At 70.0% G+C, this 13,750-nt stretch carries 5 protein-coding genes; all 5 read left to right on the top strand.

Annotation, left to right across the window (positions count from 1 at the left end; translation table 11 throughout):
- Positions 1-37 precede the first annotated feature (37 nt).
- The 5 genes from AB0L40_RS04975 to AB0L40_RS04955 all read left to right on the top strand — a co-directional run bounded on the left by AB0L40_RS04975 (position 38) and on the right by AB0L40_RS04955 (position 13,697).
- On the top strand, positions 38-739 hold the full coding sequence (locus tag AB0L40_RS04975) for an ABC transporter ATP-binding protein (RefSeq protein WP_364350125.1): 702 nt from the start codon (positions 38-40) through the stop codon (positions 737-739).
- A 2-nt stretch (positions 740-741) separates the two neighbouring features.
- Entirely contained in the window at positions 742-1,614 is an 873-nt protein-coding gene (locus AB0L40_RS04970) for an ABC transporter permease subunit (RefSeq protein WP_364350122.1), read from the top strand.
- 180 nt (positions 1,615-1,794) lie between these two features.
- Positions 1,795-2,991, top strand: a complete 1,197-nt coding sequence (locus AB0L40_RS04965; RefSeq protein WP_364350083.1) for an ABC transporter substrate-binding protein — start codon at positions 1,795-1,797, stop codon at positions 2,989-2,991.
- Positions 2,992-3,161: 170 nt separating this feature from the next.
- Positions 3,162-5,273, top strand: a complete 2,112-nt coding sequence (locus AB0L40_RS04960; RefSeq protein ID WP_364350080.1) for a hypothetical protein — start codon at positions 3,162-3,164, stop codon at positions 5,271-5,273.
- A gap of 1,161 nt (positions 5,274-6,434) precedes the next feature.
- Positions 6,435-13,697 (top strand): RHS repeat-associated core domain-containing protein, encoded by a 7,263-nt coding sequence (locus tag AB0L40_RS04955; RefSeq protein WP_364350077.1) that lies wholly within the window; start codon positions 6,435-6,437, stop codon positions 13,695-13,697.
- Positions 13,698-13,750 lie beyond the last annotated feature (53 nt).

Genomic DNA, 13,750 nt, shown 5'->3' with positions numbered 1-13,750 from the left:
CGCGACTTCGCCCGGCCTGACCTTCGACCACGCGTCGATGCGCTTCCCCGACGGGACCCACGCCGTCGACGAGGTCAGCTTCCACGTCGACCCCGGGGAGTTCGTCTCCGTCGTCGGCCCGTCCGGCTGCGGCAAGTCGACGCTCCTGAAGATGGCGTCGGGCCTGCAGCCGCAGAGCTCGGGCGGCGTGTCGGTCGGGGCGGGCAACCTCGGCTACGTCTTCCAGGACGCGACGCTCCTGCCCTGGCGGACGGTCCGCCAGAACGTCGAGCTCCTCGGCGAGCTCGAGGGGATGGGCAAGAAGGAACGCAAGGACGAGGCCCAGCGCGCGATCGAGCTCGTCGGCCTGAAGGGCTTCGAGGACAAGCATCCGAAGTCGCTGTCGGGCGGCATGAAGATGCGCGCGTCGCTGGCCCGGGCGCTGACGCTCAAGCCCAAGGTCTTCCTCTTCGACGAGCCCTTCGGGGCGCTCGACGAGATCACCCGCGAGCACCTCAACGACGAGCTGCTGGCGCTCTTCGAGCAGGAGCGCTTCGCCGGCCTCTTCATCACCCACTCGATCGCCGAGGCGGTCTTCCTCTCCACCCGCGTGATCGTCATGTCGGCGCGGCCCGGCCGGATCGTCGGGGACTTCCCCGTGCCGTTCGCCTTCCCGCGGGAGCCCGAGCTCCGGTTCGAGCCGGCGTTCGCCGAGCTCTGCGGCCACGTCTCCGAGGTCCTGAAGGAGTCGCACTCGTGAGCATGTCCCCGACCCCCACCATGAGCGGCGCGCCCACGGTGCCGTCGACGATCCCGGTCGAGCGCAGCCCGCGCGGCCAGGGACGGGTGGCGACGCTCGTCAAGCAGGTCCTGCCGCCGGTCGTCGTCTTCTTCGTCTTCATCGGGGCGTGGATCGCGTTCCACTACCTCCTGTCGGAGGAGAAGCGGATCACCGTCCCGCTGCCGTGGGACGTGGTGAACGTCGGCTTCTTCGACGGCGCGAACCTCAACACCGCGCTCGACGGCCTGTGGCTGTCGGCGAAGGGCGCGATCGTCGGCCTGATCATCACGATCGTCGTCGGCATGGCGTTCGCGATCGCGATGAGCCAGGCCAAGTGGGTCGAGCGCGCGCTCCTGCCCTACGCGATCGCGCTGCAGACGACCCCGATCCTGGCGCTCGTGCCGATCGTCGGCGTCGTCATCGGCTTCGACTTCCCCAGCCGGGTGCTGGTCGTCGTCCTGATCTCCGTCTTCCCGTTCATCTCCAACGCGCTGTTCGGCCTGCTGACCGCGGACCAGAGCCAGCACGACCTCCTGACCCTGCACAAGGCGAGCCGCATGACGCGGCTGTTGAAGCTCCAGCTCCCGGCGGCCCTGCCGGCGATCTTCACCGGCCTGCGCGTCGCGGCCGTGATGGCCGTCGTCGGCGCCGTCGTCGGCGACTTCTTCTTCACGCAGGGCGACCCGGGCCTCGGCCAGCTGATCAACCTCGACGCGTCACAGCTGCAGTACGAGCGCATGTACGCCGAGGTGATCCTCGCCATGGCGCTCGGCCTGATCGCCTACGTCGGCGTCGGCCTGCTGGAGCGCCGCGTGATCGGCCGCTGGCACAGCGCGGTCCGGCCCGGAGGCTGACCGTGGCCGCCGCCCGCCGACCCGGCCGGCGCGCCGGCCCACCCATCGTCCCGTCCTGACGCCGCGCTCGTCCGCCGTGCCCCCACCGGGGCCGGCGGGCGGGCGGCCGGCCGTCGGACGACCCGCCGTCCACTCCCCTTCTCCACCACCCGAACCACCCGCATCGGAGCCCCAAGCCCCATGACCCCAGGCCGCACACCACTGTCTCTTCTGGCCGTCCTCGTCGCCTCGACCCTCGCGGTCACGGCGTGCGGCAGCGACGACGACTCGTCCAGCACCACCACCGAGGCGTCCACGGCGACGACCACCGCCTCGACGGCGTCCTCGGCCGTCTCGCTGAAGGACGTCTGCCCGTCCAAGGTCGTCATCCAGACGGACTGGCACCCGGAGTCCGACCACTCCGAGGCGTACGCGCTGATCGACCCGGCCACCGCGAAGTACGACAAGGGCAAGAAGCGCGTCACCGGCGAGCTCGTGGCCAAGGGCCAGGACACCGGCGTCCAGGTCGAGGTCCGCGCGGGCGGTCCCGCGATCGGCTTCCAGAGCCCGACGCAGCAGATGTACACCGACAAGTCGATCACCCTCGGCTACGTCAACACCGACGAGTCGGTCCAGAACTCCGGCAAGTTCCCGACGGTCTCCGTCATGGCCCCGCGCGAGCAGTGGGCGCAGGTCCTGATCTTCGATCCGGGCACCTACGACTTCAAGACGATCGCCGACATCGGCAAGACCGACACGAAGGTCCTGTACTTCAAGGGCAACGTCTACATGGACTACCTGACGGGCGCGGGCATCCTGAAGAAGAGCCAGGTCGATTCGTCCTACGACGGCAAGCCGGCGCGCTTCGTCACCTCCGGCGGCAAGGTCGTCCAGCAGGGCTTCATCACGGCCGAGCCGTGGCAGTACGAGAACACGGTCAAGCAGTGGGGCAAGAAGGTCGCCACGCTCTCGATCGCCGACGCGGGCTACCCGAACTACGGCGAGACGCTCGCCGTGCGCAAGGCCGACATCACGAAGGAGAGCGGCTGCCTGAAGAAGCTCGTGCCGATCATCCAGCAGGCGCAGGTCGACTACGCCGCGGACCCGGCCGCCACCAACGCGGTCATCGTCCAGGCGGCGAAGGTCTACAACAACGGCTGGGAGTACCCGGCCGAGCTCGCCGCCTACGCCGCCAAGGCGCAGGTCGACAACGGCATCATCGGCAACGGCGACACGCCCCCGCTGGGCGACATCGACGCCACCCGGGTCCAGAAGATGATCGACCTCGTCGGGCCGATCTACTCGAAGCAGAACATCAAGATCGCTCCGGGCCTGAAGGCGGCGGACCTGTTCACGAACGAGTTCATCGACACGAAGATCGGGCTGCCGGCGAAGTAGGGCGGGGGAGGGCGCCCGCGATCGGCTTCGGCCCGAGTTCGCCCCGCATGCCGGGGACAACTCGAGCCGGAGCGGCGGGGCGCTGCCGGGCCCTCGTCCGATGGTCGGGCCGCCCGAGTCGGTCGATGTGACGTGACGGCGGCGGCACCCCGGATGCCAGACTGGGTCCGATGGGACCCGTGCTACGCGGAGCGCTCTCGGCGCTGGCGGTCACGCTCGCGATCCTGGGCCTCGTCGCCGCCTACGTGCGCGCCGAGCTGGCGGAGCCGGAGGCCTTCGCGGATCGCGGCGTCGCCGCCCTGCGGTCGGGGCCGGTCCGCTCCGTCATCGCCGAGGAGGTCGCCGTCGACCTGCTCGAGCGCCGCTCGCCGAACCTCGTGGCGGCGCGGCCGCTCGTGCTCACGGCGGTCGAGGCGGTGCTCGAGACCCAGCGCTTCGAGCAGGTGCTCCGCCGCGCGGCGATCACCGCCCACGGCGTCCTCTTCCGCGGCGACGACGACGTGGCGATCGAGCTGCGCGAGGTCCGCCAGGTGCTCCTTCCGGCCCTGCGGACCGCGTCGCCGGCGCTCGCGAGAGACATCCCCGAGGACCTGCGCCCGCAGATCGCGGAGATCCGCCGCTCCGACGCCGCGGCGTCGGCGGTCCGGGTCGCCGACCAGGCCTCCAGCGTCGCGTGGCCCGCGCTCGGCGGCGCGCTGCTGGCCCTGGTCGCCCTGATCGCGACCGCCCCGGACCGACGCCGGGCCGCGGCCGGCGTCGGCGTGCGGATGATGGTCGGCAGCCTGCTGGCGGTGCTCGCGCTGTCGGGCCTGCAGTCCGAGATCGTCGGCCACGTGCACGGGGTCGGCGTCGTCTCCGAGGGCCAGGTCCGGGCGGCGGCCGACGCGACGTGGGACGCGTTCGCGGGGGACCTGCGGCGCCTGCTGATCGGGTTCGGCGTCGCCGGCCTGCTGCTGTCCTCCAGCGTGCTGCTGGCCGCGCTGCGGGTCGACGGGGAGGCCGCGGTCCGCCGGACGGCGACCGTCCTGGCGGGCCACGGCCTGCCGACGCCCGCGCGCGTGTTGCGCGGCACCGTCCTGGTCCTCGTCGGCGCGGTCCTGCTGCTGCGGCTCGGGACGCTGTTCGACGCCCTCCTCGTGCTGCTCGGCGGGGCGATCGTGCTGCTCGGCCTGACCGACGTCGTCTCGACGCTGCGCTCGGGTCGGGAGGCGCGCGCCGGGATGCCGCGGTTCGGGGTCCGCCGCCGGACGCTGGCCGGGGGCCTGGTCGCCGCGCTGGTCGCGGCCGGCGTCGTCCTCTGGATCGCGCTCCCGGGCGGGACGCCGCGACCGCTCAAGGACGCCGAGCTGACGACCTGCAACGGCTCCGCCGAGCTCTGCGGCCGTCGCCTGGACCAGGTCGTCCTGCCCGGCACCCACAACTCGATGTCGGCCGCGAACCGGCCCGGCTGGCTGTTCGCGAACCAGACGAAGGCCATCCCCGCCCAGCTCGACGACGGCATCCGCCTGTTGATGGTCGACCCGCACTACGGGGTCGTCAACGCGCAGGGCCGAGTCCGCACCGACCTGCAGGCGGAGGGCACGACCCGCAACCGCGTCGCGGCGCAGCTCGGCGCCGACGCGATCGGCGCGGCCGAGCGGCTCGCCGGCCGCCTGGGCCTCGTCCCGGCGGGCGGCAAGCGCGAGGTCTACTTGTGCCACACCCTCTGCGAGCTCGGCGCCCAGCCGTTCGGCGGCGCGCTGAAGGAGCTCCGCGGCTGGCTCGAGCGGCATCGCTCGGAGGTGGTCGTCCTGATGCTCGAGTCCAGCGTGGCGCCGGCGGACATCGTCGACGCCGTGCGCAACGCGGGCCTCGAGCGCACGGTCGCCACCCTGCCCCGCGGCCGGCCGCTGCCGACGCTGCGCGACCTCGTCACCAGCGGCCGGCGGCTGATCGTGCTGGACGAGGGCGACGGCGGCGGAGCCCCGTGGTTCCAGCCCGCGTTCGTCTTCGCCCAGAACACCTCGATCAGCGCCTTCACGAAGGACCCCCGCTCCTGCGAGCCCGACCGCGGCACCCCGGACTCGCCGCTCCTGATCATGAACGACTGGATCGACCGCTTCCCGCCCCCGGCCGCCGCGGCCGCCCGCGTCGGCCGGGCGTCGGCGCTGGAGGACCGCGTCGCCGCCTGCCGGGGGCGCCTGGGCCGCGTCCCCAACGCGATCGCGGTCGACTTCTACGACCGGACGGACGTGCTGCAGGTGGTGCGGGAGCTCAACGCGCGGGGGGATGCGGCGGGGTGAGGGGCGGGCGGCGGCCGCCGGCGGCGCCAGGGTGCGACCGGCGCGAGGGACGCGGCGGACGCCCCCGTGGTCATCGCCGCCCGCGGACCGTCGAGAGTGCGCTCCTCCTCCTCTGAGCAGGAAGAACGCACGCTCGATCCCCGCTCCCTGGCCCTCGCCGGCGTCTCCGGCGCTGTGGTGTCGTCGCTGGGAGCGCCGACGCGCCCGGCGGCCCAGAGCGTCGGCGTGGCCTCGCGGCCTCAGCCGGTGAGCGACGAGCTCGCCGAGCGCCTGTCGAGGGCCAAGCAGGAACAGCTGCGCGCGCTCGGCACCGTCGTCAACGAGGCGACGGGCGGCGCGCGCCCGGCGGAGCCGGGGCTCGGGTTCGAGGACTGGATGACCTACGACTCCACGGACACCGGGTCCGGGAGCGTCCAGCGCGTGAACCTCGCCACCGGCAACAGCCTGTGGTCGGTCACGCCCGTCTCCAACCCCGGGATCGGGTTCGACACCGTGATGCGGCTGACGTACAACAGCCTGGAGCCGTCGGGCCTGGTCCCGGGTCTGCTGGGCGAGAACGGCGCGCTCGGCTACGGCGTCGCCGGACGCGGCGTCTCGGTGCAGCTGGGATCGATCACGCGACTGAACGAGCCGCTGTGGATCACCGACGGCGCCAACCTGCCGTCGACGGTCAACGACGGAACCGGGGTCAAGACGATCGTCCTGACCGACGGCGACGGCACGCGCCACACGTTCACCAAGGACGAGAGCGCCACCTCCGGGCTGCGGTTCAACGCCCCGCCCGGTGTGCACCTCGAGCTGCGTCGCTATGCGACCGATCCGGCGAGCCCGCGCTTCTGGGCGGCGACCCGCCCGGACGGCGCGACGTTCTTCTTCTATCGCGACGGGCGCGCTTCGGAGTCCGAGGACCGTCACGGCAACGTCCTGCGGCTCGTCTACGAGGAGCGCCCCGACTTCAACAACGTGCTCCGGCGTCTGCGGCCCGGTTGCGGCTACACGTTCGAGTGCCGCTTCCGCGTCAAGGAGGTCGTCGACGCCGCCGGCACGAATCCGGCGGGCCTCGAGGGGGTCAGCCAGACGCCGGCCACCGCGGCGAACGAGCGCAAGTGGATCCTGGGCTACGACGACCAGGCGGACGCGAACGACCAGAGCTACGACACGATGCGCCTGGTCTCGGTGCAGGACCGCAAGCGGATCGGGTCGCAGCGCAGGACGACGACGCTCTCGTACGACGGCAGCAACCGGCTGACCGGCGTCGAGGTCGCGTCGAACGCCCCGGTCGCGCCGCAGCGGCGCTCCTGGACGCTGGGGTGGCTGGACGGCACGGCGTTCCTGTCGTCGGTCACCGACCCTCGCGGCAACGCGACGCGCATCGACAACGGCGACCCGCAGGGCAGCGGGCTGCCCTTGAGCGGGGCGCTCGATCCGCTGCTCGGCTGGATCGGCCTGATCCAGGACGTCCGCCAGGTCAAGGGCGTCGCCGATCGCGCGTCGGTGCGCACCAACGACGTCGAGTCGCGTGAGCGGCGCTACCGCTACGACGCGCCGACCGGGACCGGGCAGGGCACGACCTTCACCACGTGGGTGCGCAACGCACGAAAGGTGTCGTCGCGGTTCACGATGGACGCGGGCGGCCGCCTGACCCGCGTGGTCGAGGACCTGAACGATCCCGGCCGTGACGACGACAGCCCGCCGGCCGGCGTCCAGCACCTGCAGCTAGGGTCGATGCAGACCTGGAACGACGCCGTCAACGCCGTTGCGTCCTCGACGATCGGCATCAAGGGTGCGCTCGAGCCCTACGACACCACCGAGGCGACCACCACGGAGTACCAGTGGGGTGCCCTCGGCCAGCTCGAGGTCGAGAAGGAGTACAAGGGCGCGCTCGGAGGCAGCCCGGGCGGCGACGACGAGCGCTCCCGGTCGTGGTCGTACAACACCCACAACGGTCCGTTGGACGCGGCGTCCACCGACGGCGACGGCGACGGGGGTCGCAGGTTCGTCTACGACCTCGCGACCGAGACCGACCGCAATGGCAAGCCGACCGGGTACAGCTACCTGCCCGGCGAGAAGGGCGACATCGACGAGATCGACAAGCCCGGCGGGAACGACGGCGTCTTCGACGAGAAGTTCAGCTACGACGCCCGCGGCCTGGTGACCGCCCACCAGACCCGCCAGTGGGACAGCGCGGAAGATCGCCCGGACTGGGCGAAGCCGGACTCCAGCATCGGCGACACCACGGGAGAGGCTGTCGTCGTCGAGGAGACGTTCGCGCAGTTCGACGGCAACGGTGACGCGCGCTACCGCCGCGATCCCCGAATGAAGGTGTGGCGGTCGCTCTACGACGAGGTCGGTAACGCCACCCGCGTCGGAGACCCCCGGGCCGGGACGACTATCGACGAGACCGCGTCGACAGAACAGCCGCTTGCGACGTCTCCTGATCCGGCCGGAGCGGCCGCTGCGGGCACACGAGCGTCCGCGCGTAGCACCGGCCAGTCCTACGTCGCGCGATTCACCTTTGACGCGCTCGATCGCGAGATCGTTCAGGCGATTCCGAAGCGCACGGGCGTGGCTGGCGCCACGGACCGTTTCCGCGTGACCGCGAAGACGTTCGACAAGAACGACAACGTCACCGGCGAGCGCGAGGAAGAAGATCAGCTGACCTCGCGCACCTACACCGAGACCGACAAGATCAAGCGCAACGAGGCGCCCGGCGTGCTTGCGCGAATGGATTCGCCGTCGGCGACGACCGACGGAACCGCTGTCACGCAGACCCGTTGGCCGGTCACGGAGTACGCCTACGACGCCGATGACAACACGGCTCGGCGAAAGGATCCTGCTCAGACACTGTTTGATCCCGACGGCAGCGGCCCGCTAGCGCCCCGCAACCCGACGATCGACGATCCGGGCTATCGGACTGAGTGGCGCTTCGACCGACTCGGACGCGCTGTCGCGCAGGTTCGAGAGGGCAAAGACGCGTCCGTTGCCGAACGCAAGACGACCTCGAGGGTCTACGACCGACGCGACAACGTCGTCGGCGAGGTCGACGCGAAGACCAACGGCGACGCTGACGCTGAACAGGCGGTCCTGAACGCGGGCACTTTCGAGACGGTCGAGACGAACAACTACCTGCGCTTCCGATACGTCTACGACGCGTTCGATCGTAAGAAGCAGCAGATCGAGAACCCGCGCACGACCTCCGGCGGGACGGACACCAACCGCACGACCTCGTGGGTGTACGACAAGGAGGACCGGGAGAAGGAGCAGCGGACCCACGCCGGGCGCGTCACCAAGCGTAACTACGACGACCGCGGCCAGCTCATCGAGGTCGGGGAGCCGTTTGGGTACGACGCCGACGCGAAGGCCACGACGTCGTGGGCGAAGACGACGATCGAGCGTCGCCGCGACGGTCAGCCGACGCTCGTCACCAGCCCGCGCGGCAACGACTCCGACGACGCGGGCGCTGGCACGGGCGCGTTCGAGACGAAGCTGCGGTACTACGACACCGGCGAGGTCTACCGCCGCTGGGTCCCCAAGGTCAGCGGCCAGTACGGCGCACCCTGGGAGATCCGCTATGGCATCAACGACGTCGGCGACCCCACCACCGTCCGAGACGCTCGCGACAACCTCATCACGAACACCTTTCTCGATACCGGGGAGCTCCAGGGCACCGACCGTCCCGGCTGGTGGTTCTACGACGAGGAGCAGGGCATCGTTCGCGAGCGGACCGGTGAGGACCCGGCACCGACCGACGGCACGACCAACGCCGACGGCCTGCCAACCGAGCCCGGCAACGGCGACTTCGGCAAGGTCGACCCGCAGGATCTCCCGAGCGTCCTCCCACTGAAAGGCCAGACCGACCTCAAGTACAACGGCCGCCTGCAACTGACCGAGGTGAAGGGTCCTGACGACGCCGGCGGACAGCTCACGCAGCAGTTCACCTACGACAACCTCGGCCGACTGTCGCTGCATTCGATTCCGCTGCGCGCTGCGACCGCCGACCCCGACAACTCGCAAGCACAGCTGCCGCAGGTCTATAACGTGTTCTGGCAGTACGACCTTCGCGGCAACACCCGCGCGGAGTACCGAGCCCGCCGCACCGAGGATGGCGGTCCCGCCGTCTCCACATGGCGCTACGACGCGTTTGACCGGCTGACGTCGACGACCGAGCCTCCCAGCTGCGAGGGCGCCGGGTGCTTGGCACCGGTCACCGACCAGACGTGGGATCGCAACGACAACCTCCGCACCGTTGCACTGCCGACCGTTTCCAATGCGCCGGCCAGCGGCGCGGGGACTACCACCGGCACCCGCACGATCATGCCGGACCTCGCCGACCGTGGCGCCACCGTCGTCGACGAGGCGGGCGGCACCACGAAGGAGCAGTACGACCTCGACGACCTCGTCACCAAGCGTTACGCGCCCCGCGCGTTCGTGGAAGGCGGCGGCACCCCGACGAACCCCAACGAGAAGTTCGCTTCGTCGTTTCAGTACGACGGCGGCGGCCGTGTGACCCGTCAGGAGAACAAGATCTCCGACCCGATCAACGGGGGCACGCTGGTGACGTCTACGACCTACGACCGCGAGGGCAACCCTCGCCGGATCGAGGAACCCGGCGCGCGAAGCGAGGCCGGCGACGACGCCGCACCGCAACGCGTGACCACGACGCTGTTCGATGCCCGCGGCCTGCCGTGGAAGCGCACCATCGGCTCGGGAACGTCCGAGGCGACGACGATCACGGAGTACGACGGCCAGCAGAACCTCCGGCGGACGGTCAATCCCAAGGGGGTCACCGGCCAGGGCAACGCGGCGCATCCGACGAAGGCCGATGAGGGCGGAAACGGCCTCTCCGGGTTCAGCGCATGGAACTCCAGCGTCATGAACTACGACTCCGATCAGCTGATCGAGAGCCGGGCGCTGCCGTGGGATGACGCCGACGGCAGCCCCACGGCCGAGAATCGTCACCGTTGGAGGCAGGACTTCACGCGGACGGACCGTGGTCTGCCGCGCTACATCACCGGCATCTACGACGACAAGACCGGGCCGGGCAACTCGACCTGGCGCACCGAGCTGGAGTTCAACTACGCCGGGTGGCCGACGAAGTCCACCGAGCAGCGGCGCAACGGCTCCAACTGGGAGACCGCGTCGCAGCCGCTCCGGTACGAGTACGACGAGCACGGCAACCAGACCCGGTGGACCAGCCAAGACGACAAGCGCACGATCCAGCGGTCGTTCTACCGCTCCGGGCAGCTGCGCGTGAAGTGCGGCCGCCGCACCGGCGGAGGGAGCCAGGAGCAGGTCTACAGCTACCGCTACGACACCGCCGGGGGACTCAGTCAGATCGTCGACTGGATGCACCAGGACGCACCCGCCACACCTCAGGCCTGCCGGCCGGGTGAGGTCAGTGACAGCGACGGCAACCTCGGGGCGCGGCGCACCAACGTGCAACGCGACAAGGCCGGGCGCCCGGTCAGCGTCGATGAGTCGTGGACGAGCGGCGGAAAGGACACGCGCTTCACCTACGTTCCACACGCCGCCAACCTCGTGCAGTCCGTCCAGACCGACGGGCGTTACAACGCGACCACCGACTCGTACTCCGGCGGCACCTCGACCGTGTACGAGTACGACGAGCAAGACCGCAACACGTCCGTTCAGGTTCGAAACGGTGCCGCGCTCTCCGGCGCCGTCGACCGCCAGACCGACATGAAGTGGTGGCCGTCCGGTGAGCGTCGGGAGACGAAGAAGCCTGTCACTGCTACTGCTGGCAGGACGACCGAGACGCGCCTCTACAGCCCCCGTGGCGAACTGATCGAGCGCAAGGTCACGCCTGCCGCTGCCAACGACAACGCCACCGACACGGATGCGGACACCAAGACGTACCCGTACGAGTACGACGAGCACGGCAACCGCACGAAGGACGAGCGGTCGACCACGAACCTCTACAACGCCCGCGACCAGCTGACGAAGTGGGTCCGCAAGCGGCAGGGTCCCGGTGCGCGCAGCGAGCGCGATCCGGACAAGACGACCGCGTACACCGACATCGACGGTGCAGGCCGCCCGATCGCGATCAAGGAGACGGTCATTGCGCCCGAGCCCGATCTCGGCACGGTCACCACCACGATCGACACGGCCAACAGCTACCTGGGTGATCGGCTCGAGAAATCGGTGCGCAGCACGAAGGCGTCGCCCGATGGGCCGAACACCGTCGAGAGCCGCTCGTCGCAGACCGACTGCCTGACGTACAACGCGTTCGGGTCGCAGACCCAGAGCTACCGTCAGACCGACAACACCCAGGCATCGGCTGCGGGCGGCACCGCCCCGGCCCCGACGGTCGCGACGAGTTGCACCGACAGCAACGCCGATATGCGCGGCACCCTCGAGCAGCGCAACGTCTACGACATGTTCGAGCGGCTGACCGCCGGCAAGCAGCGCACCCATGGCAAGACCGACGGCTCTGACGGCGGCTCGCTCAACGGCACCCAGGCGTTCTGCTTCGACCCGTTCGATCGTCGCGACCGGGGCGTCACCGGCCTCACCGGTGCCGCGGATCCCGCGGACACCTCCAACGAGGATTCCGGCCGAACACGCGCGCAGACGGCCTGCACGTCCTCGGCGGCCTCGCTCGGGCAGGGGGTCGCGGCGTACGACTACAGTTATCTCGGGCTGACCGAGCAGCTCTCTCGCGAAGGCCGGCCCGACAACCGGACGCAGTCCTACGAGTACACCGCGGCCGGCGAGCGACTCGGCCGGGTCAAGAACCCCGACTCGAGCAACCGCGAGTGGCGTGCCTACGACGTCGATGCACAAGGCTCGGTCGTCGGCCTTGAGAAGGCCGACACCGGCGCCACGAATCCCGAGCCGTCAACGGGCACGGACGCCAACAAGCTCAACACGTTCGACACCGACCCGTTCGGCGCACCGGTCGCCGCGGAGACGAACCTGGCGCCGGAGGCGAAGGAGAACCCGTTCCGGTTCCAGGGCTTCTATCGCGATCAGGACACCGGCACGTACGACATGCAGGCCCGGGCGTATCGTCCGGAGACCGGCAGGTTCCTGCAGCAGGATCGCTTCGAGGACCCGCAGGCCGATCTGACGCTCGCATCAGACCCGCTGACCGCGTCGCGGTACGCGTTCACGGCCGGCAATCCGTCGTCGCGGGCGGAGTACGACGGCCACTGCTGGGGCGGATTGCTGGACTTCTTCAGGAAGTCGCTGCCCGGCGCGTACCAAGCGTGCCGTCAGCTCCGCACTACGCTCCGCAGCTCGGCCGGCTCCGCGGGCTCGAAGGTCAACCGCGGTCTCGATCGCGCGTTCGGTGAACGCCAGCAGGTGCTCAGGCAGGCGATCGCTCCGGTGCAGAAGGTGTTCCCCAAAGCGACGGCCGCGGACATCAAGCCCACGCAGGGGCCGAGCGCGTACGTCTACAGCCGCGCTGACGCGACCGAAGGCGCGATCGTCAAACGCGCCGGCGACGAGTACGGCCTGACGAACGCCTGGGCGGGCGGTGCGGACACGTTCAAGATGTCCCCCTGGTCCGTCATCAAGGAGACGGCCAGCAAGACCCTCGACGTCGCCGAGGCAGCGCTCCTCCCGGACTGCAGCACCGCCGTCAACTGCGTCTCGTCGCTACCCCTGCCCACGAAGCTGCTCCGCGGGAAGAAGGTCCTCAACGCGATCGAGGACGCCGCCGAGGCGGGGGCCGACGCTCAACGCACGCGCCGCGGTGCGGCAGCGGTCTGCGCTGCCGCTGGCGAGATGAGCTTTGGCGGATCGACGCTCGTGTCCATGGCCGACGGCACGCTCAAGCCGATCTCTGACGTCAAGGTCGGCGACGTCGTCCTCACTATCGACCCCCTGACCGGGAAGCATCGGAAGCGCAAGGTGACCCACGTCTGGGTGCACGACGACCGACTGCGCCTGCTCGATATCGCCGGCGACGTCATCGAGACCACCGAGGACCACCCGTTCTGGAACCAGACCGATCGAGAGTGGCAGCAGGCCCAGGATCTCGACGGAGGGGACCTCCTCCGCGCTGCAGACGGCGGGACGGCGCGTGTCATCGGTCTGCGCGTCGCGCCCGGAAGGATCGGGCGTGCGTACAACCTCACGGTCGCAGGCGAACACGTCTACCACGTGGGTCGCCAAAGTATTCTCGTCCACAACGTTGGACCGTGTCGATTGACTGCACCGCAGTCGAGGACCGCCCTTCGTTATCTCGGGGTCGACACGGACAAGGTCGTCGGAAAGGTCAAGGGTAAGGAGCCGATTTACGAGTTGCCCGACGGGCGCGCCATCGTGCGTGACCTCGATGGGCACCGTGGTTCCACGTTCAAGATCGGACGCAGTCCGAAGGACCTCAAGTCCAAGTCGACCCGGGCTGGTTCCTACACGTTCGATGAGCGTGGCGATCTAGTATCGGTAGGCAAATGACGCGAATGCTTGAGCCGTTGCCTCACAGCTGGCGACTCAGTCGGTACACACCC

Origin of the sequence: Patulibacter sp. NPDC049589, from assembly GCF_040675535.1 — a bacterium.
In the GTDB taxonomy this organism is placed as follows: Bacteria; Actinomycetota; Thermoleophilia; order Solirubrobacterales; family Solirubrobacteraceae; genus Patulibacter.
The sequence above is the reverse complement of the archived record's forward strand: the minus strand, read 5'-3'. Positions and strand labels throughout refer to the sequence as shown.